This window comes from Capnocytophaga sp. FDAARGOS_737 (assembly GCF_009730375.1).
GTDB lineage: Bacteria > Bacteroidota > Bacteroidia > Flavobacteriales > Flavobacteriaceae > Capnocytophaga > Capnocytophaga leadbetteri.
Map to the genome: position 1 here is coordinate 1,999,539 of NZ_CP046316.1, position 20,017 is coordinate 2,019,555.

Consider the following 20,017-nt stretch of genomic DNA (forward strand, 5'->3'; position numbering starts at 1 on the left):
TATTCCTAAACAAAAAGAGCTGTCTTACATAATAAGACAGCTCTTTTTTTGATTTATTTAATTAGTTAATCTGCTTAATCTTCTTCTAATTGAAATACTTCTTGTAGCCAACTGATACTCTCTTCTAAAGAAGAGGTATCTTTGAGATGATTAACAAACTGTGTAGTAATCTTCTGTATAATACGGTTAGCCAACATTTCGGCTTGTTGCTCGTTGAAGTTATCTATCTTCTTGCGATGGAAGTCTAACTCTGCTTCTTTGAGTGCCTCTAACTTAGCTTTTAGAGCCTTAATTGTAGGTGCAAACTTTCTATTATCAAGCCAATGTAAGAACTCTTCTTTTACCTCCTCAATAATCTGCAAAGCCTGAGGAATAGCTTCTTTGCGGCGCTCTAAAGCCTCATCTTTACGTTTAGAAAGTTCGTCCATATGAATAAGCGTAACGTTAGGAAGCGTTTTCACTTGTTCATCTACATTTTTAGGAATTGACAAATCTAATATAAGAATAGGTCTATCAGTAGGAATGGACTCTTTGTACACTGTAGGAACACTTGCACCTGTTGCTACCACTAACACATCAGTTTGGGCTATTTCAGCAGATAAGTCAGCAAAATCTTTTACTATCACATTGAACTTGCCTGCTACTTGTTCTGCTTTCTCGCGTGTGCGATTGATAAGAGTAATATGTTTATTTTGTGTGTGTTTGATGAGGTTTTCGCAGGTATTTCTACCTATCTTGCCTACCCCAAAGAGAAGAATATTCTTTTGCGATACTTCTGCTACATTCTGCATAATATACTGCACTGCAGTAAAAGACACCGAAGCTGCCCCTGAAGAGAGGACTGTCTCATTCTTAATACGCTTACTAGCATTAATCACGCTGTTCATTAAACGCTCTAAGAAAGCATTAGCGAGCCCTTTATCGCGAGATAGTGCAAAGGCTTGCTTTATCTGCCCTATAATCTCAAAATCACCTAATATCTGACTATTTAAACCTGTACCTACCTCAAAAAGATGTTGTACAGCCTCTTTACCTTTATTAACATATCCTACCTTCTGAAAATCGTCTACAGAGCCCTTAGAGTACTCACACAATAGCTGAATAAGCTGAAAAGGATGGTCAGCATAGCCATAGAGTTCCGTACGATTACAAGTAGAGATAACCAGCAACTCCTCAAAGCCTTCACTGCGGGCTTGTGTAAGCAGTGCCTCTTTGTTTTCGGGGGTAAGACTAAACATTCCGCGCATAGTAGCATCAGCTTTTAGGTAGCTAAGCCCTATACAATAAAAGTTCTTATTTTTAGATATAGTGGGTGTCATAATCTCTTTAGTGATTGAAATACGAATAGTTATGTTTGTGACTGCAAAAATAATAAGTTCGCAACAAATAACATAGGATGCTGCGAACTTTTATTGAGGAAACTAAAAATATGTAAACAATCTAAATAATTAATCAAATAACCCTAATTAATTATCTCTTAAAAGAGGTAAGGTAGAGCACCTAAGCAAGCCCTCTTGTTTTGAGATTTCGCTATAAGGTATTTCTTCTACCGTAAAACCTTGCGCTCTAAGCCACGCATTAAGGCGCGTAAAATGCTTTTCTGAAACTACTACCTCCGGACTGATAGAAAAAACATTACTATTCATCTCATACATCTCTTCACGTTCTATGTGAAAGAGGTTTTCAGCACCAAAGATATCTACTAAATACTGATAATCAGCTTCTGAACGAAAGCCTCCCTTGTAGATAATAGCCTTATCTTTGCCTACTGGCTGAAAACAACAGTCTAAGTGCAAGGCATTATCGCGCGCCTCTGTCTTCGATTTTACAAGGTCAAATTCTTTTACTTTCTTATGAGGGAAGAGCTTTTGAATAAATGCTACCCCTGCCATATTAGTGCGTGCCGTAACCTGCTCCTTATAATCATCACCTTTATAAGTACCTATAAAAATATGCTCATTCCAAGGCATCACATCACCACCCTCTATATGTACCTCTTCGGGGGGAGTAACCACCTTATCTGGGTTCATCTGTTTTACTATGTATTCAATTGCCTGAAATTCAGCTTGTCTATCAGGCAAGATATTCGCTTTGATAAACACATCATCAATCACGAAGCCAATATCGCGGGTAAAGATTTGATTGCAATCTCTGATAATTTCAGGACGATAGACCTGCACGCCATACTTTTGCAGTACCGCTGCGAAAGCGTCCATCTCGGCTACCATATCCTTTTCTATAGGGTAAGTACCCGCCTTGATATGCTCAGCCGATTTAGGGTCGTAAGCCTCCTCTAAAGTTGGAGTTGCTCCGTTGCTAACCGCTGTACCAAGAATCACAGCCTTTAGCCTATCCGTTTCATTTGTAACTCGTAATTTCAGCATATTCTAATAATTATCTCTAATCTTCGAGGCCAACCATTCGCCAGTAAACTCATCTATATGGTCAAAAGTCTCGTTTACTAAAGCCTCTTGCTTCCCATCTTCGCTCCACAAACCTCCTTTGAAGTGCACTTGCTCACCGTCAAACTCAGCATACGCCCCTATAGGAGCCGTACATCCCCCTTCTAAAGCGCGTAAGAAAGCGCGTTCTACTTGTGTTTCTATATACGTTTTCCCATCGTGTATCTTCAGCAATATACCTTGCAAGTCTACATTATCCTCGTGTGCCAATACCATAATAGCCCCTTGCGCAGGAGCAGGCAACATCCAGTCGAGCACAAGGTAGTCCTCTGGCAACTTATCTATGCGCTCCAAGCCTGCCGCAGCAAAGATTGCTCCATCCCAAGGATTATCAGCTAACTTTTGCAGACGAGTATTCACATTGCCCCGTAAGTTCTCAATAGTGTGATGAGGGTAACGGTGCAACCATTGGGCTTTACGGCGCAAACTACTCGTAGCTATAGTTGCCACTCGGCTGTCTAAGTCCGACACATCGCCTTTGTAGACCAATATATCGTGCGGATTACCACGCTCAAGCACTGCCCCTACCGCTATGCCGTCGGGCAACAGAGTAGGTACATCTTTCATACTGTGTACGGCTATGTCAATTTCACCTTTTAGCAAGGCTATATCTAAGGCTTTAGTAAAAATACCGGTAACCCCCATTTCGTAGAGAGGGGTAGTGAGTTCAAGGTCTCCTTCCGATTTAATACCCACTATTTCAGTAGGATAGCCTAATAATTCTAATTGATATTGCACTGTTTCTGCCTGCCAAAGAGCCAATTGGCTATCGCGAGTGCCTATGCGTATGGGTTTCATATATGTTTATCTTGCCAATTATTAATTGACTAATATAGTATATTTAGGGTCAATATTAGTACGAGGGTCAAACACAAAGTCTATGTAAGTAGCTTCATCTTTCTTACCTTTTACCTCTTGTTTTATCCTTCCTACCTCTACTTGTTGTTTGTTGAGCACCTTTATTACTACAGTTTTCTGAAAATCTTTCTCAAAAATGAAGTAAATAGAGAGTTTATTATCGTTACCCTCGTCAGTGCTGCTAATAGTGTGCGCACCAAGTTTTACACCAGCATTAGCCAATTCTTCTGAAAGCTGTAGTGCCATACTGCCCGATTTGTCAATCCCCTCGCCTACTCCATCACCGAAAGAGCGTGCTGATCCACCTACTATCTCACCCGCTTTAGTAGCCGCTTTGTTAGCAGCCTCTTCACTAATTTCGCTCACTTTCTTAACAGTATCTTTAGCTTGGTCAACAAAGAAACTGCACGATGCCAAGAGCATAGCGGTTGTTATCAAAAAAAGTCCTCTTTTCATACGTTTATTTATTTATTTTGTTATTATTCTTTAAATTGTTAATCGACAAATCGACAAATCGACAAATCGCCAAATTGGCTAATTAACTACGCATCTATCTTAGCGTATTTAGCGTTTTTCTCGATAAACTCACGGCGTGGAGGCACCTCATCACCCATTAACATCGAGAACACACGGTCTGCTTCCGAAGCATTATCAATAGTAACCTTGCGCAAAGTACGGTGAGCAGGGTCCATAGTAGTATCCCACAGCTGGTGGTCGTTCATCTCACCCAAACCTTTATAACGCTGAATAGTCACATTGCCCATTTCTGCTGAAAGCGCATCGCGTTGTTTATCGCTCCACGCATACTCTTGGCGCTTGCTAGTCTTGCTCTTCACCAAGTAAAGCGGTGGCGTAGCAATATATACGTGCTCGTTTTCTATCAGTTCGCGCATATAGCGGAAGAAGAACGTAAGTATTAGCGTAGTAATGTGCGAACCATCTACGTCGGCATCACACATAATAATCACTTTGTGATAACGCAGCTTACTAAGGTTCAGAGCTTTAGCATCTTCTTCAGTACCCACACTTACCCCCAAAGCAGTATAAATATTCTTTATCTCATCGCTATCAAACACCTTGTGCTGCATCGCTTTTTCTACGTTCAATATCTTACCACGTAAGGGCAGAATAGCCTGTATATCCTTATTGCGACCTTGCTTAGCCGTACCCCCCGCAGAGTCCCCCTCTACAAGGAAGAGCTCACACTTCTTAGGGTCTTCTTCCGAACAGTCAGCCAATTTCCCTGGCAAGCCGCCGCCACTCATCACACTCTTACGCTGTACCATCTCACGAGCCTTACGGGCTGCCTGACGAGCTTGCGCAGCAAGTATCACTTTCTCTACTATCGTCTTAGCATCATTAGGATTCTCTTCTAAGTAATCCTCAAGCATCTGACCAACGGCTTGCGATACTGCCGAAGTCACCTCACGGTTACCTAATTTAGTCTTCGTTTGCCCCTCAAACTGAGGTTCAGCCACTTTTACCGAGATAACCGCAGTAAGCCCCTCACGGAAGTCATCACCCTCTATTTCTACAGGATTTTTCTTATCCTTGCTCATTTTTTCGAGCAATCCCGACTTATCAGCGTACGCTTTAAGGGTACGAGTAAGCCCCATACGGAAGCCCTGCAAATGGGTACCCCCTTCTGAGGTGTTAATATTATTAACGTAAGAATGCAAGTTTTCAGTATACGAATCGTTGTAAGTCATCGCAACCTCTACCGGTATACCGTTTTTCTCACCTTCCATAGCAATCACGCCCCCAATGATAGGAATACGGTTGCCATCAAGATATTTCACAAACTCAGTAAGTCCTTTTTCAGAATGAAATTTCTCGTGTATATAGTTACCTTTTTCGTCTTTATTTCTTAGGTCAGTAAGTGTAACGGTGATACCCTTGTTCAAATAAGCCAACTCGCGAATACGTGCCGCAAGAGTATCGTATTTAAACTCAGTAGTTTGCTCAAAAATAGTATCATCAGGCAAGAAAGTAACCTTAGTACCGCGCTTATCAGTGTCGCCTAATTGCTTCACAGGGTAGAGAGCCACCCCGCGCTCATACTCTTGTTGCCATATCTTACCATCGCGATATACGGTAGCAGTCAAGTGATTAGAGAGGGCATTCACGCACGATACCCCTACCCCGTGCAAACCACCAGACACTTTATAAGAGCCTTTGTCGAACTTACCACCGGCACCAATTTTGGTCATTACCACTTGCAGTGCCGAAACGCCTTCTTTCTTGTGAATATCCACAGGGATACCACGCCCGTTATCCTCTACGGTGATAGAATTATCCTCGTTAATAGTAACAGCTATCATATCGCAATAGCCTGCCAGCGCCTCGTCTATCGAGTTGTCAAGCACTTCATACACAAGGTGATGCAAACCGCGTACGCCCACGTCGCCTATATACATAGAGGGGCGCATACGCACGTGCTCCATACCTTCGAGAGATTGGATATTATCAGCTGAATAGTCAGCGGTATTTTGTTCGTTATATACTTCTTCTGCCATTTTTTTATTTAGGTAAGTTTATAAGTAATCAAATCAAGGGCACAAAGATACAAATAATTTATCAATTAGCAAAATTTAGATTTTAGAGGATTGAGAAAATGAACAAAAATCATTTTATTAAATAGGGCACTTCTATTTTTGTACCGTCTACACGAATTTCATTAATAACAGCATACTTTCCACATTCTCCATCCTCCATATAACCATCTACTTCTATTTTATAAGTTTTAGTAGCATTTTGTAGGTAGAGTGTTTCTGTCTTTCCGGTATAAACATCATTATCAAACCAAAGTTGAGTTCCTATTTTCAAATATTCCTTTCCCTCTTGAGTTCTATTAAACCCAAACATTATTCCATACGATTCTTTTACACCGTTCTTTTGTTTGTATAAGCTGATATTAGCTTTATCAACCTCACCTGCTTGATTAACAAATTCTTTATGCACTTCTGATGCTTTGTTGATAGATATTGTAAATTGAGGCGGTGGAATCTGACAATCTACTTTTTTATCGCAATATGTTAATGTTACTAACATCATTGCTAAAAGAAAAAATTTTCTCATAAGGCATTTTTTTATTTGGATTACACCGCAAAGATATAAAAATTTTCGATAATTTTCCAAACAAAAATAAGAGAAATTTGGAGAAAATTTTTCTCTCTACACCTACCCTTTACGTTGGATATAGGAAGGATACAGGAAGAGCGAAGAATCAGCGAAAAATTAGCGAAGTATAAACATCTAATAACCGCCCCAAACACAGAAAAACATACTACTCCCACTCGTCCCACTTGTCCCACCTGTCTCACCAGTCCCACCTGTCCCAGCCTTCCCAATCCTCCCAGCCTTCCCAATCCTCCCAGCCTTCCCAATCCTCCCAGCCTTCTCACCTGTCCCACCTGTCCCACCCGTCTCACCCATCCCACCCGTCTCACAATCGCCGGTGCGGCTCGCACTCCCAGCCCTCCCAATCCTCCCAGCCCTCTCATTCCTCAATTTAGAACCAATATAAATTCAAAAGGTTTTTAACTTTTTATTTGGGTGTTTTCACAATAGTTTATAACTTTGTGCCATATTATAATCACTAATTTTTAATTTACTCAACGTATGGAAACAGAAATTTTAGCACGTATTCAGTTCGCACTTACGATTGCTTTCCATTACATTTATCCCCCTTTGAGCATCGGTCTCGGACTGCTGATGGTCATTTTCAAAGGCATTTACCTACGCACCGGAAAGGTAGAGTACAACACCTTAGCCCGCTTCTGGACGCGCATCTTCTCTCTTACCTTCGGTATTGGGGTGGCTACAGGTATCGTAATGGAATTTGAATTTGGTACCAACTGGGCAACCTATTCTCGCTATGTGGGCGACATTTTTGGTAGTGCCTTAGCTGCCGAAGGCGTTTTCGCTTTCGCTCTCGAAAGTACCTGCTTAGGTATCGTACTCTTTGGCTGGAACAAAATCAAACCCGTATGGCACTTCTTGGCTACCCTTGGGGTATTTTTGGGCTCTATGTGTTCAGCCGTATGGATTGTTATTGCCAACAGCTGGCAACAAACTCCTGCGGGTTATGTAGTCGCAGGCGAAGGTATGCAAGCTAAAGCCGTTATCACCGACTTCTGGGCAATGGTGTTCAACCCTTCAAGCGTAGACCGTATTTGGCACGTATGGCAAGGGGCTTTCTTGGCGGGTATCTTCCTAGTACTCAGCGTACACGCTTGGTATCTACTCAAAGGCCGACACGTCGAAATCTCTAAAAAAGCCTTCAAAGTAACTCTTATTGTAGGTACTATTTTTTCATTGCTACAGTTAGCTTCTGGTCACAGTTCTGCTGAAGGCGTAGCTAAAAATCAACCTGAAAAATTAGCAGCTATGGAAGGTCATTTCCGCACCGAGCCTGCTGACCTTTACCTTTTTGGTTGGGTAGATAAGAAAAACGAAGTAACTCACGGGGTAAAAATACCTAACGGACTAACCTATATGCTCCATTACGACACAGAAACCCCTGTGATAGGGCTCGACCAATACCCTATGGAAGATCGTCCTGGTCAGGTGAATGCCGTATTCCAATTCTATCATATAATGGTGGCTATTGGTATGTTCCTCATTGCGCTAACCGTCTTTGCCTCTTTCTTGCTATGGCGCGGCAAGTTGTACGACAAACGCTGGCTCCTACGCATATTTGTATGGGCAGTAATCTTGCCACAAATAGGCAACCAAGTAGGTTGGTTTGCTGCCGAAATGGGTCGCCAACCTTGGATTGTGTATAAACTTTTGCGCACCAGCGACGCGCTCTCTAAAGCGGTAACAGCGCATCAGATACTCTTTGCTATCATTCTCTTCACGATAGTATACACCATCCTTTTCATCTTATTCATTTACTTATTAAAGAAAAAGATTGTTCACGGCATCGATGAGCACGAAGAACAAGCTACAATAACTGCATAAATTATACTGATATGGAAACATTTTTAGGCATCGACTACCCTACGTGGTGGTTTATCATAGTAGGCTTTTTAATTACAGGCTATGCCATTTTAGATGGCTTTGATTTCGGAGCTGGTGCTTGGCATCTATTTTTAGATAAAAAAGAAGAACGTCGTGTAGCACTAAACGCCATCGGCCCTGTGTGGGACGGTAACGAGGCGTGGTTAGTAATCGGTGGAGCTTCTATTTTCGCCGGATTTCCGCTGATGTACGCATCGCTCTTTTCGGCTATGAATACCCCTTTTATGCTCTTTCTTACCTTTATCATCTTTAGAGCTGTCTCTATAGAATTCCGCGGAAAAGAAGACAGCCAAAGATGGCGCGATAATTGGGATTTAGTCTACAGCATCTGTAGTATTGTACTCCCACTCTTATTAGGGGTAGTAATAGGTAACCTGCTACAAGGACTTCCTTTAGACAACGATTTTGAATACACAGGTGGTGCCCTCTTCACGTTCCTAACACCTTACGCCCTATTGGTAGGACTGATGACAGTTTTGCTTATGGCGGTACACGGTGGACTTTACTTATTGCTAAAAACACACGGCAGCCTACACGAACGCATTGCCCGCCGCATCAACAAGGCATATGTAGGCTTTTTAGTGTTATTCGTAGCGGTAGCGGTTTACAGCTTGCTTACGCCACATTTAGCGGCTAATACAGCACAGAGTCCTGCACTCATCGTTATTGCCGTACTTTTACTGATTAGCATTTTGAGCATCGCTATTTTCATCAAAAAAGGCGATTACAAAAAATCTTTTGTAGGCACTATCCTCACAATAGTATTCTTTATGTTGATAGTAGCGCTACAGTTACACCCTGTTTTCTTGCGCAACACCGAGATTATAGGTCACGATATAACTGTATACAATGCAGCTGCGAGCACCAAATCATTAGAGATTATGCTTACAATAGCAGCTATCGGAGCGCCTTTACTACTTATCTACACTTATTTTGCTTACAAAGTATTCTGGGGCAAAGTAGCGATTGATGAACACAGTTACTAATTCTAATGTGAATTCTAAAGTTGATAAAAAACCGAGTCCTAACCAAAAGGGCTCGGTTTTTGCATATGGTTAATTGAAATTTATTTTGTACTTTTGCAAAAATTATAAAAACAAAAAAGTTATGCCTATCACATTTACCATAACAAACAATAGCAAGGAAGCCTTAGCTTTTGCTGCTTATGCAAAAACACTCGATTTTGTAAAGACAGAAGAAATAGAAGAGGAAGTTGATGAGTATGGCATCCCTATAGCCCATCGCGATTTTATAATGAGTTTATCACGCGACATAAAAAAGAAGGGGGCTAAGCGCTACTTCAAAAGAATGGCAGAAAGAGAAGCTGAAGAAACTGATTTACTTCAAAAAATAGGATAGCTATGATAGTAATTACAGACACCAATATATTCTTTAGCGCGTTACTTTCGCCCAAAGGGCCTATTGCTGAAATACTAAATGAAAGACGAAAAATTCAATTTTTAGTCCCTGACTATTTGCTTGCTGAAATAGATGAACACCTAAAAAGATTGTCTGTATATTTAAATAAAACACCTAAGGAAGTCAAAAAAGAGTTTAATATATTATTAGAGGGTATGAAAATCCTTTCAATGGAGGATATTTCACTCGAAAATAACAGAAAAGCAGCAACAATAGCTGCTGAAATAGACAAAGATGATACTCCTTTTATTGCTTTTCATTTGCAATTTAAGCATAAAATCTGGACAGGAGATAAAGAACTTATCAGAGGACTTGAGAATAAAGGTTATAACATTTGTATTACTACTGAAGAGCTAAGACATTACACATACAAAAAAAGTGAACCATAGAGCCCTCCCTCTTCTAAAAACTTTTTTAAGCAAATATTTTGGTGAGTAAAAAAAATAGTTGTATCTTTGCCGCCGATTTAAAACATAATTTAAAAACAGTAAGCTATGTATGCAATTGTAGAGATAGCAGGGCAACAATTCAAAGTAAGCAAAGACCAAAAGGTATATGTACACCGCTTGGCTAACGAAGAAGGTGCAAACGTAAGTTTCGACCGCGTTCTTCTAATAGACAATAACGGAGCTATAACCGTTGGCGCCCCAGCTATAAACGGAGCTTCAGTTGAAGCAAAAGTTTTGAAACACGTGAAAGGAGACAAAGTAATCGTGTTTAAAAAGAAAAGACGTAAAGGTTACAAAGTGAAAAACGGTCACCGCCAACTTTTCACTCAAATAGTAATCGAAAACATCGTTGCAAAATAATTGTTAAACTTAAAAATGTAAGAAAATGGCTCACAAGAAAGGTGTCGGTAGTTCAAAGAACGGTAGAGAATCACACTCTAAACGCTTAGGCGTTAAAATTTATGGAGGACAAGTAGCTATCGCAGGCAACATCATCGTTCGTCAGCGTGGTACTCAGCACAATGCCGGAGAAAATGTGTATATCGGTAAAGACCATACCCTACACGCTAAAATTGACGGTATCGTGAAGTTTGAAAAGAAAAAGAATGACAAATCATTCGTTTCTGTTATTCCATTCCAAGCATAAGAATGACTAAATTATTAATAGTTAGCAACTAATTATTGATAATACCATATAAATAGGCAGACTGATTTTTTTCAGTCTGCCTATTTAATTTTATAAAATATCACAAAGCAGATATTTGCTAATTTACAATTATTTCGTACATTTGCAGAGAATTGTTCTATAAAAATAAAATAAAACATTAAGACTTAATACTTGTATATGAAATACTTAACACACCTTTTACGCCTATTTTTAGGCATTACCTTTATCATCAGTGGTATGATAAAGCTAAACGACCCTATGGGGTTCTCTTTCAAATTAGAAGATTATTTTGCACCCAACGTGCTGGGGCTACCATTCCTAATACCCTTTGCACTTACCTTTGCTATCATAGTCTGCATAGTTGAAGTAGTATTGGGGGTAATGCTATTAGTGGGCTACCAAAAGAAACTAACGCTGTGGTCGCTGCTGGCTATGCTCATTTTCTTTGGTTTCCTAACTTTCTATTCGGCTTATTTCAACAAAGTAACAGATTGCGGTTGCTTCGGCGATGCCATCAAATTCACCCCTTGGCAATCATTTACCAAAGACATAGTGTTATTAGTAGCTGCCCTCATCATCTTTTTATGGGGACAGGACTATATAAAGCCCATCAGCAAAGGCAAACTACCTCTATATATCACCCTACTATCGGTAATTTTCTGCAGTATTTTTGTATATTATGTATATAACCACCTGCCTATCAAAGATTTTCGCCCTTATAAAATAGGCACAAGTATTCCAGAAGGAATGAAAATACCAAGTGGAAAAATCACTTACTATTGGACGGTAAAAATAGACGGCAAAGAGCAGAAAATAATTAATAACGGACAGGTGCCCAAAGACAAGAACGGCAACTATGCCGAAGTGGTGAATGTAAAAACAGAAGTGCCCGAAGCGCCTATACACGATTTCTACATTTGGGATAAGGAGGGTGAAAATTATTTTGACGATTACATTTGGAAAGACAAGTTGCTTTTGGTAGTATCTTATCGTTTAGATCGCGCTAACGAAGACGCTTTTAAGACAATAAAACGCGTAACTGATGAGGCACTCAAAGGAGGGTATACTGTTATTGGTTTAACCTCGCAGTTAGAAAAAGCCCCTTACATAGTTAAGAAGTACGAACTCAATTTCGATTTCTATTACAACGATGGCACTACGCTCAAAACAATAATACGTTCAAACCCTGGGTTGGTAAAAGTTTCAAAAGGAGTCATCAAAGACAAGAAGCATTATAACGATGCAACTGATTTAAAATTAGCAGAGTAGGTAACGAGCTAATCGGCAGAAAAGATGATTTGGAAAAAAACGAACGAAGATTTTCAGCATTATTTGCGGTTACAACGTGGATTATCCGAAAACACGGCGGTATCCTACGGGTTAGACATTGAGAAACTGATTCAGTATTTAGAGAAGTACAATATTACCGAAACGCCTAACAATATAGGCGAGGACACCTTGCGACAATTTGTATACGAAGTAGGAAAAGGACTCAATGCTCGCTCACAAGCACGACTTATCTCGTCTTTAAAAGGCTTTTTCAAGTATATGATGTATGAGAAAAACCGCGAAGATTTCCCTATGGAGATTATCGAGAGTCCTAAGATAGGTATGAAACTACCCGACACGCTTTCCCTGCAAGAGATAGATGCCATGCTCGCTTCTATAGACCTTAGTACCGAAGAGGGACATCGAAACAAAGCTATTATTGAAACATTGTACGCCTGCGGACTGCGTGTGTCCGAATTGGTATCACTACGCCTGTCAGACCTTTTCTTTGAAGAAGATTTTATAAGGGTAATGGGTAAAGGCAGCAAACAGCGACTTATCCCTATAGAGCATTATACCCAAAAGCAAATAAGTCATTATATTGACAATCAGCGAAAGTCACTAAAAATAGCCAAAGGGAATGAAGATTATGTATTCTTAAATCGAAGGGGAAAACAGCTCACACGAGCTATGATATTTACGATAGTACGGCAGGTGGCAGAGAATATTGGGCTGAAGAAGAAAATAAGCCCGCATACGTTTCGGCATTCGTTTGCCACACATTTATTGGAGAATGGTGCGAACCTAAGAGCTATACAAATGATGTTAGGTCACGAGAATATTACCACTACTGAAATTTATGTACACGTAGAAAAAAGTTATTTAAGAGAAGTGTTAGAGAAATTTCACCCTCGCCAAAAGATGAGTCTTACCCAATAAGCCGCTTCGTCATCACTCTAAAAAGTATCTATATTTGTTGAGTGAAGCCTCATCTTTGCGCAAGTGTAGAGGTAATAGTTGGGTTAAAGGTCTTCAAAATCAAGAGAACGATAGCTTCTGTTAGGTGTAGCCTCTACTTCATTCAATCCCTCAGCATAATATTCTCTTTTGAAGTCACGTTGATGGCGTTCAGAAATAACTTCTTCGCCTCGTTCGTCAAACACATAAGTGGTCATTTCATTCAAAATATCTTTGAACAATTCAAAATCTTCTTTGTAAAGATAAATTTTGTGTTTCTTGTAATGAAAAGAGCCATCATCGTGTGTAAACTTCTTACTTTCTGTGATTGTAAGATAGTAATCATTGGCGCGCGTAGCTCTTACGTCAAAAAAATAGGTACGCCTACCAGCTCTTAAGACTTTCGAGAAAATCTCCTCGGTGTCTAAAAAATCTTTTTCTTCCATTGTTCGTACGTGTATTAAATTATTCGAGGACAAAATTCTTTATTTTCTACGAATAATACAACAGTTTTGGCTATTTTTTTTAGTCTCACCTATATTATTTAGTATAATTTTAACAATTAAGGTAATAATTTAAGGCCAAAACATAAAATTATTAAAACACACCTTTTATTATAGAAAGTTTTAGAATATAAGTTTGTCGGTAGTTGAATTATTTTTTTTGGCGATAGTTAATGGTTAATCAATAATTATTTTGTACTTTTGCCGATTGAGATTATATCACTTTTTAATACTAACGAACAATGAGTTGCAATACTTGCACTTTTAATCATACAAAAGACTCTCATAACAACTGTAGTACCAACTGTGGGGCACGGAGTTTTGGGAGCGTAAAGCTATCGGTATTCGACTGGCTGGCTAACACACAACTTCCTGGTGGTCAGGAGTTTTTTGATTGTGTTGAAGTCCGTTTTAAGAATAGCCGAAAAGAGTATTTCAGAAACACCGAAAAACTCCCCCTGCAAATGGGTGATGTGGTAGCTACTGAAGCCTCATCAGGACACGACATAGGGGTGGTGAGCCTTACCGGAGAGTTAGTGCGCTCACAAATGAAAAAGAGGCGCATCAGTTGGGAAAACGAAGGTCTTCCTAGAGTGTATCGCAAAGCTAATCAGCACGATATAGACGTGTGGCAGCAATCGCGAGATAAAGAAATAGAAGTACAAAAGCAATCGCGCGAACTAGCTATCGCTTTAGGTCTGGAAATGAAAATATCAGATGTTGAGTTTCAAGGCGATGGCTCTAAAGCTACTTTTTACTACACTGCTGAAGGGCGGGTAGACTTTCGCCAGCTTATCAAAGATATGGCAAGGGCTTTCTCTGTGCGTATAGAGATGCGACAAATAGGTTTCCGACAAGAGGCTGCCCGCTTAGGGGGGATAGGTTCTTGCGGGCGCGAGTTATGCTGTGCTACTTGGCTAACCGATTTTAGAAGTGTATCTACTTCAGCGGCACGTTATCAACAATTATCGCTAAATCCTCAAAAATTAGCAGGACAATGCGGCAAACTGAAGTGTTGTTTAAACTTCGAGTTAGACACCTACCTCGATGCACTACAAGACTTCCCTCGTACTGACACCAAGCTAAACACCCAGCGCGGTACTGCCAGCTGTCAGAAGATAGACATCTTCAAACGATTAATGTGGTTTACCTACGATGAAAACCCTATTACTTGGCATAAACTATCAGTAGATAGTGTAAAAGAAATTATTGATCTCAACAAAAAAGGCGAAGAGATTGAGGAATTAGAAGAATACGCAATAGTAAGCGACCTTTCTTCACGCAAAAACGCTTCGGGCTACACTGATATGGAGTTAACTCCTATAGAAGAAGACAGTATTACTCGTTTTGACACTCCTAAGCGCAAGAAAAAACGCAATAACAAGAAAGGAAATAAAGAAAAAGAGGCTCTCCCTAAGGAAGAGGCAGCTAAAAATGAGCCAAAAGCTGAGGCTGAAGCAGAACGCAGCAATAAAAAACCTAAAAAAATACCCAAAAATGTGAATAAAGCAGCAGAGCTAAAACGTACGGGCGAAGGGGTATTAAATGCTGCTACTAAAGAAGTAAAACTACCTATAGAACCACCACAACCACAGGCTAATGCTACCCCTCAGCAGGCTAAAAAAATACCTGCTCCTGAGGCAAGTAACAATAATAAGAGAATGCAACAAAAGCAAAAGATGGCAGGAAAGAAACAGCAAAACCCTAATGTGCGACGCAACCTCGACCCTTTTGCTAATAAGGTCAATAAGCCCAAACAATCTAATAATGAGAAATCAGAATGAGAATACTAATAAGTTTGTTATTTATAGGCTTGCTATTAGGTTGTAGCAACGGGGTAGAATACAGCGAATATGTATCGCTACCTGATGGCTGGCAAGCCCATCAGCCCATTGCTTTTCATTTAGAAACGCAAGACACCGTAACTAAGAAAAACCTCTTTATTATGATTCGCAATGATGCTCATTACGAATTCAGCAACCTATTCATTATCACTAAGATGGAAATCCCTCATAGCGATAAGGTTATCGTTGATACCTTAGAGTACGAAATGGCAACCCCAGAGGGAAAATGGTTAGGCGACGGCTATTCAGCGGTAAAAGAAAGTAAATTATGGTATAAAGAGCAATTTACTTTCCCTGCTAAGGGCAACTACAGCATCAAAATAGAACAAGCAATGCGTAAAATAGGTGAAAACAATGGCGTACAACAGCTCAAAGGTATTACAGAAGTAGGCTTGAGAGTAGAAAAAAGCGAAAAACAATGAAAAAGAAAATCAATCCAGTCATAAAATGGTTTTGGGGTTTATTTGCTGCTGCAATAGTAGGTGTTTTACTGCTTTTTGTAGCGGCATCAGTTGGTTTGTTGGGCGAGATGCCCGACTTTCAACACTTAGAAAATCCCGAAACAAACTTAGCTACCGAAATAGTAACAGCCGATGGCAAATCGTTAGGTAAATTCTACTTAGACGAAAACCGTACCCCTATAAAATTCAAAGATTTACCCAAGCATTTAGTTGATGCGCTTATCGCTACCGAAGATGAGCGTTTCTACGAGCATTCTGGTATTGACATACGAGGTACGATACGCGCTATGGTATACTTAGGTAGTAAAGGTGGTGCTTCTACCATTTCGCAACAGTTGGCCAAACAGCTCTTCCACAAAGAAAAAACCAGAGGGATAGCCCGTTATACCCAGAAGATAAAAGAGTGGATTATTGCTACCCGCTTAGAAAAGCAGTACACCAAAGAGGAAATACTAACGATGTATTTCAACATCTACGACTTCAACAACAATGCCGACGGAATACGTTCAGCAGCCAAAATATATTTCGATAAAGAGCCTAAACAACTAAAGATAGAAGAAGGAGCGATGCTGGTCGGAATGTTCAAAAACTCAGCTCTTTACAACCCTGTGAAAAACAAAGAAGGGGTAACTAATCGCCGCAATGTAGTACTTGCTCAAATGGCAAAGAATAACTATTTAACCCAAGAGCAAAAAGACTCACTACAGCAGTTACCTCTGAAGATAAAATACACTCCCGAAAGCCATAATGATGGTATAGCTACTTACTTCAGAGAATACCTCCGTAGCTATATGAAAACGTGGGTAAACGAAAACCCCAAGCCCGATGGCACTAAATACAATCTCTACTTAGATGGACTAAAGGTTTATACTACTATAGACTCTAAAATGCAGATTTATGCTGAAGCAGCAGTAAAAGCACATATGAAACAGCTTCAAAAGGCTTTTGATGCTGAAAACAACCGAAAGAAAAATGCAACTTATCCTTTTGTAAAAGTTACCAAAGACGAATACAACAACCTGATAGAGCGCGCAATGAAGAACTCAAATCGTTGGATACACCTAAAATACTTAGGCTATTCAGAAAAAGAGATACGCGAGAGCTTCAATAAGAAAGTAGAAATGCGTGTATTTAGCTGGAAAGGCGAGCGCGATACTGTAATGACTCCCCGCGACTCAATATTATACTACAAAGCCTTTTTGCGTACCGGTATGATGTCAATGGAGCCTCAAACAGGGCATATAAAAGCGTGGGTAGGCGGCATCAACTACAAGCATTTCCAATACGACCAAGTAGCACAAGGGGCACGACAAACGGGCTCTACCTTCAAGCCTTTCGTATATGCTACCGCTATAGACCAATTGCACTACTCACCTTGCTTAGAGCTTCCTGACATTCAGACTTGTATAGAAGCTGGCAAATATGGCAATGTACAAGCGTGGTGTCCGCGCAACTCCACCGGCAACTTCTCTGGCAAGATGATGACCCTAAAGGCAGCCTTAGCAAACTCAATAAACTCTATTACGGTAAATCTAATGGATAAGGTAGGACCTGTACCCGTAATCAACTTAGTGAAGAAGTTAGGTATCACCTCAGAGATGCCCGAAATGCCTTCTATAGCCTTAGGTACTGCCGATGCCACAGTACTGCAAATGGTAGCTGCCTATGGTACTTTTGCTAACGAAGGGATATATGTGAAGCCGGTATTGGTAACTCGTATTGAAGATAAAAATGGTACCGTACTATTCGAAAATACCCCCGAAACACACGATGTAGTAAATGCTGAAGTAGCTCGTGCGGTAGTAAATCTATTAGAAGGGGTAACCCGCTACGGTTCTGGTGCCCGCCTACGTACCAAAGGAGCTGATAGTTACAATGCAATTTATAAGAATGTAATGACTGGCTACCCTTACCAATTCACCAACCCTATAGCAGGCAAGACAGGTACTACCCAAAACAACAGCGATGGGTGGTTTATAGGTATGGTACCCAACCTTGTAACAGGCGTATGGGTAGGAGGCGAAGACCGTGCTATACACTTCCGCACTACCGCCTACGGACAAGGAGCTACAATGGCACTTCCGGTATGGGGTTATTATATGAAGAAATGCTATGCTAATAAAGATTTAGCCATATCAAAAGAACCTTTTGCAGCACCTCAAAACATACAAATACAGATAGACTGTAGTAAAGAAAAAGAGGACGACCCAACAGGCATAGATTTTGATTTTTAATAAGGGATAATATTGTTATTTTTAAAACTTTGCTAAAGTATAAAGCTTTGGCAAAGTTTTTTTTGTAATACAAAATTCATAATTACGATGAAAAAGATAATTGCATTTATTACTTTGTTAGTAGCTTCAGTATGGGCTGAGGCTCAAACTACCACCGAAATCAGCTTACTGCCTAACGAAAAATGGTGGGGCGGCTTCACTGGATTAGGCTATATGATGCCTTATCAAGCATCTAAGCGTGTGTACAACCTGCGCACCGAAAACTTCAATAACCAGTCAGTGCCCTACCTGCTGTCTAACAAAGGTAGGTATATAGCTGCTGATACCCCCTTTGCCTACCAATTTCAAGAGGGAAAGATACTCATCACGCCATCGCGCGGCACCGTGAGTTGCCAGAGCAGCAAAGGTGACAACCTAAAGAGTGCCTATCAGGCAGTAAGCCAGCGGTATTTTCCTCCTTCAGGTACTATTCCTCCTGAAGTATTCTTTACTAAACCTCAGTACAACACGTGGATAGAGCTCATCTATAACCAAAATCAAAAAGACGTATTGGCTTACGCCCAAGCTATTATTGATAACGGTATGCCTACCGGCGTGATAATGATAGACGACAATTGGCAAAAAGACTACGGTGTATGGCAATTCCGCCCTGATAAATTTCCTTCACCTAAAGAAATGATAGCTAAACTACACCAAATGGGTTTTAAAGTGATGGTGTGGGTATGTCCGTTTGTATCGCCTGACAGTCAGGAGTATCGTTTTTTGCGCGACAAAGGCTATTTAATAAAGAAAAAAGGTTCGCATACCCCTGCTATTCTCGATTGGTGGAATGGGCTGAGTGCTTGTTATGACCTTAGCAACCCCGATGCTTTCAAGCACTTCGTAGGTGAACTACAACAGCTACAAAAAGAATACGGCATTGACGGTTTTAAGTTTGATGCAGGTGACCCTGAACGTTATTTGGCTGAAGCTATAGAGGTTTTCGACCAAAAATCTTACGACACCGAGCAAACCTATTTATGGGGAAAATTAGGCTTAGCCTTTCCTTACAACGAGTTTCGCGCTTGCTGGAAACTCGGCGGACAGCCCTTAGTACAACGTTTGGGCGACAAGAGCTATTCGTGGGACGGAGTGGCGCGCTTAGTACCCGATATGATAGCCGCAGGGCTAAACGGCTATGCCTATGCCTGTCCTGATATGATAGGAGGTGGCGAATACGGTAGTTTTCTGAATGTAGACCCTACCAAATTCAATCAAAAACTTATCGTGCGGTCGTGTCAAATACACGCTATGATGCCTATGATGCAATTCTCTGTAGCCCCTTGGCGTATTCTTTCCAAAGAGAACTTAGACATCTGCATAAAATACGCCAAATGGCACGAGCAGCTGGGTAGCTACCTCATCGAGCAGGCAAAACAATCGGCTAAAACAGGCGAACCTATAGTGCGCAGTATGGAATACGCTTTCCCAAATCAGGGGTTTGCTGACTGCAAAGACCAATATATGCTGGGCGATAAGTATTTAGTGGCTCCCATAATAACCGAGAGCGACACCCGCACCGTTAAACTCCCAAAAGGCACTTGGCGCGATGACCAAGGCAAAAAATACAAAGGCGGCAAGACCTACACCCTACAAGTCCCTTTAGACAGACTTCCTTATTTTACTAAAGAATAAAACACCCACAAAATCCCTCCTACCAGAAAAAAGTTCTTTTTATACCTTCCCTTTACTTTGGATATATAAAGGATATAGCTAGACCGAAGGAAGACCGAAAAAAGAGCAAAGTATAACCGTCTAATAAACCTACAAAAATCAGAAAAATATCCTACACACTATAAAAAGTCTCAGAGTAAAGAAAAAAAGAACCTT

19 protein-coding genes and 1 pseudogene are annotated in these 20,017 nt (G+C 40.5%); 12 read left to right on the top strand and 8 right to left on the bottom strand.

Features of this window, described 5'->3' with window-relative positions:
• Positions 1–74: 74 nt before the first annotated feature.
• The 7 genes from hemA to FOC45_RS11985 all read right to left on the bottom strand — a co-directional run bounded on the left by hemA (position 75) and on the right by FOC45_RS11985 (position 6,823).
• Positions 75–1,322, bottom strand: coding sequence for a glutamyl-tRNA reductase (gene hemA / locus FOC45_RS08790; RefSeq protein WP_196774077.1), 1,248 nt, complete (start codon positions 1,320–1,322; stop codon positions 75–77).
• Positions 1,323–1,466: 144 nt separating this feature from the next.
• Positions 1,467–2,384 carry a dimethylarginine dimethylaminohydrolase family protein gene (locus tag FOC45_RS11975; protein ID WP_009388761.1) on the bottom strand — a complete coding sequence of 306 codons (918 nt, stop codon included), beginning with the start codon at positions 2,382–2,384 and terminating at the stop codon, positions 1,467–1,469.
• A gap of 3 nt (positions 2,385–2,387) precedes the next feature.
• Positions 2,388–3,260, bottom strand: coding sequence for a hydroxymethylbilane synthase (gene hemC, locus FOC45_RS11980; protein WP_009388763.1), 873 nt, complete (start codon positions 3,258–3,260; stop codon positions 2,388–2,390).
• Positions 3,261–3,281: 21 nt separating this feature from the next.
• Positions 3,282–3,776 (bottom strand): hypothetical protein, encoded by a 495-nt coding sequence (locus FOC45_RS08800; RefSeq protein WP_009388764.1) that lies wholly within the window; start codon positions 3,774–3,776, stop codon positions 3,282–3,284.
• 86 nt (positions 3,777–3,862) lie between these two features.
• Positions 3,863–5,836 (bottom strand): DNA topoisomerase (ATP-hydrolyzing) subunit B, encoded by a 1,974-nt coding sequence (gyrB, locus tag FOC45_RS08805; protein WP_009388765.1) that lies wholly within the window; start codon positions 5,834–5,836, stop codon positions 3,863–3,865.
• 109 nt (positions 5,837–5,945) lie between these two features.
• Positions 5,946–6,398, bottom strand: a complete 453-nt coding sequence (locus tag FOC45_RS08810) for a hypothetical protein (RefSeq protein ID WP_009388766.1) — start codon at positions 6,396–6,398, stop codon at positions 5,946–5,948.
• 20 nt (positions 6,399–6,418) lie between these two features.
• Positions 6,419–6,823 (bottom strand): hypothetical protein, encoded by a 405-nt coding sequence (locus FOC45_RS11985; protein ID WP_196774054.1) that lies wholly within the window; start codon positions 6,821–6,823, stop codon positions 6,419–6,421.
• Positions 6,824–6,941: 118 nt separating this feature from the next.
• On the opposite strand from FOC45_RS11985, the gene FOC45_RS08815 reads away from it, so the two are divergent.
• From FOC45_RS08815 to xerD, 8 genes and pseudogenes are all read left to right on the top strand, one after another.
• Entirely contained in the window at positions 6,942–8,285 is a 1,344-nt protein-coding gene (locus FOC45_RS08815) for a cytochrome ubiquinol oxidase subunit I (protein WP_009388768.1), read from the top strand.
• Positions 8,286–8,296: 11 nt separating this feature from the next.
• Positions 8,297–9,331 (top strand): cytochrome d ubiquinol oxidase subunit II, encoded by a 1,035-nt coding sequence (gene cydB / locus FOC45_RS08820; protein WP_009388770.1) that lies wholly within the window; start codon positions 8,297–8,299, stop codon positions 9,329–9,331.
• Positions 9,332–9,452: 121 nt separating this feature from the next.
• The gene (locus FOC45_RS08825) at positions 9,453–9,704 is read left to right on the top strand and encodes a hypothetical protein (protein ID WP_034539540.1); all 252 of its coding nucleotides are present in this window, start codon (positions 9,453–9,455) and stop codon (positions 9,702–9,704) included.
• Positions 9,705–9,706: 2 nt separating this feature from the next.
• Positions 9,707–10,153, top strand: a complete 447-nt coding sequence (locus FOC45_RS08830; protein WP_009388774.1) for a PIN domain-containing protein — start codon at positions 9,707–9,709, stop codon at positions 10,151–10,153.
• A 105-nt stretch (positions 10,154–10,258) separates the two neighbouring features.
• Positions 10,259–10,567, top strand: a pseudogene (gene rplU, locus FOC45_RS08835) (50S ribosomal protein L21); the annotation flags it as partial.
• Between the two features lie 31 nt (positions 10,568–10,598).
• Positions 10,599–10,859, top strand: coding sequence for a 50S ribosomal protein L27 (gene rpmA / locus FOC45_RS08840; RefSeq protein ID WP_009388778.1), 261 nt, complete (start codon positions 10,599–10,601; stop codon positions 10,857–10,859).
• A 198-nt stretch (positions 10,860–11,057) separates the two neighbouring features.
• The gene (locus FOC45_RS08845) at positions 11,058–12,149 is read left to right on the top strand and encodes a BT_3928 family protein (RefSeq protein WP_009388780.1); all 1,092 of its coding nucleotides are present in this window, start codon (positions 11,058–11,060) and stop codon (positions 12,147–12,149) included.
• Between the two features lie 27 nt (positions 12,150–12,176).
• The gene (gene xerD / locus FOC45_RS08850; RefSeq protein WP_034539542.1) at positions 12,177–13,088 is read left to right on the top strand and encodes a site-specific tyrosine recombinase XerD; all 912 of its coding nucleotides are present in this window, start codon (positions 12,177–12,179) and stop codon (positions 13,086–13,088) included.
• Between the two features lie 83 nt (positions 13,089–13,171).
• Here the strand turns inward: xerD and FOC45_RS08855 are convergent, their stop codons facing one another.
• Entirely contained in the window at positions 13,172–13,552 is a 381-nt protein-coding gene (locus FOC45_RS08855) for a PUR family DNA/RNA-binding protein (protein WP_009388784.1), read from the bottom strand.
• A gap of 299 nt (positions 13,553–13,851) precedes the next feature.
• Between FOC45_RS08855 and FOC45_RS08860 the strand changes: the two genes are divergently transcribed.
• The 4 genes from FOC45_RS08860 to FOC45_RS08875 all read left to right on the top strand — a co-directional run bounded on the left by FOC45_RS08860 (position 13,852) and on the right by FOC45_RS08875 (position 19,822).
• Positions 13,852–15,393 (top strand): regulatory iron-sulfur-containing complex subunit RicT, encoded by a 1,542-nt coding sequence (locus FOC45_RS08860; RefSeq protein WP_009388790.1) that lies wholly within the window; start codon positions 13,852–13,854, stop codon positions 15,391–15,393.
• On the top strand, positions 15,390–15,875 hold the full coding sequence (locus FOC45_RS08865; protein ID WP_009388799.1) for a gliding motility lipoprotein GldH: 486 nt from the start codon (positions 15,390–15,392) through the stop codon (positions 15,873–15,875). The genes FOC45_RS08860 and FOC45_RS08865 overlap by 4 nt, the downstream gene beginning before the upstream one ends.
• Positions 15,872–18,148 carry a penicillin-binding protein 1A gene (locus tag FOC45_RS08870; protein WP_009388800.1) on the top strand — a complete coding sequence of 759 codons (2,277 nt, stop codon included), beginning with the start codon at positions 15,872–15,874 and terminating at the stop codon, positions 18,146–18,148. The genes FOC45_RS08865 and FOC45_RS08870 overlap by 4 nt, the downstream gene beginning before the upstream one ends.
• An 87-nt stretch (positions 18,149–18,235) precedes the next feature.
• Positions 18,236–19,822 (top strand): glycoside hydrolase family 31 protein, encoded by a 1,587-nt coding sequence (locus FOC45_RS08875; RefSeq protein WP_009388801.1) that lies wholly within the window; start codon positions 18,236–18,238, stop codon positions 19,820–19,822.
• The last annotated feature ends 195 nt before the right edge of the window (positions 19,823–20,017 follow it).

What these genes read in the sequence shown, in the direction of transcription:
- FOC45_RS11975 (WP_009388761.1), bottom strand. Translation starts at nt 2,384, where the DNA reads ATGCTGAAATTACGAGTTACAAATGAAACGGATAGGCTAAAGGCTGTG.
- hemC (WP_009388763.1), bottom strand. Translation starts at nt 3,260, where the DNA reads ATGAAACCCATACGCATAGGCACTCGCGATAGCCAATTGGCTCTTTGG.
- FOC45_RS08800 (WP_009388764.1), bottom strand. Translation starts at nt 3,776, where the DNA reads ATGAAAAGAGGACTTTTTTTGATAACAACCGCTATGCTCTTGGCATCG.
- gyrB (WP_009388765.1), bottom strand. Translation starts at nt 5,836, where the DNA reads ATGGCAGAAGAAGTATATAACGAACAAAATACCGCTGACTATTCAGCT.
- FOC45_RS08810 (WP_009388766.1), bottom strand. Translation starts at nt 6,398, where the DNA reads ATGAGAAAATTTTTTCTTTTAGCAATGATGTTAGTAACATTAACATAT.
- FOC45_RS11985 (WP_196774054.1), bottom strand. Translation starts at nt 6,823, where the DNA reads ATGAGAGGGCTGGGAGGATTGGGAGGGCTGGGAGTGCGAGCCGCACCG.
- FOC45_RS08815 (WP_009388768.1), top strand. Translation starts at nt 6,942, where the DNA reads ATGGAAACAGAAATTTTAGCACGTATTCAGTTCGCACTTACGATTGCT.
- cydB (WP_009388770.1), top strand. Translation starts at nt 8,297, where the DNA reads ATGGAAACATTTTTAGGCATCGACTACCCTACGTGGTGGTTTATCATA.
- FOC45_RS08825 (WP_034539540.1), top strand. Translation starts at nt 9,453, where the DNA reads ATGCCTATCACATTTACCATAACAAACAATAGCAAGGAAGCCTTAGCT.
- FOC45_RS08830 (WP_009388774.1), top strand. Translation starts at nt 9,707, where the DNA reads ATGATAGTAATTACAGACACCAATATATTCTTTAGCGCGTTACTTTCG.
- rpmA (WP_009388778.1), top strand. Translation starts at nt 10,599, where the DNA reads ATGGCTCACAAGAAAGGTGTCGGTAGTTCAAAGAACGGTAGAGAATCA.
- FOC45_RS08845 (WP_009388780.1), top strand. Translation starts at nt 11,058, where the DNA reads ATGAAATACTTAACACACCTTTTACGCCTATTTTTAGGCATTACCTTT.
- FOC45_RS08855 (WP_009388784.1), bottom strand. Translation starts at nt 13,552, where the DNA reads ATGGAAGAAAAAGATTTTTTAGACACCGAGGAGATTTTCTCGAAAGTC.
- FOC45_RS08860 (WP_009388790.1), top strand. Translation starts at nt 13,852, where the DNA reads ATGAGTTGCAATACTTGCACTTTTAATCATACAAAAGACTCTCATAAC.
- FOC45_RS08865 (WP_009388799.1), top strand. Translation starts at nt 15,390, where the DNA reads ATGAGAATACTAATAAGTTTGTTATTTATAGGCTTGCTATTAGGTTGT.
- FOC45_RS08870 (WP_009388800.1), top strand. Translation starts at nt 15,872, where the DNA reads ATGAAAAAGAAAATCAATCCAGTCATAAAATGGTTTTGGGGTTTATTT.
- FOC45_RS08875 (WP_009388801.1), top strand. Translation starts at nt 18,236, where the DNA reads ATGAAAAAGATAATTGCATTTATTACTTTGTTAGTAGCTTCAGTATGG.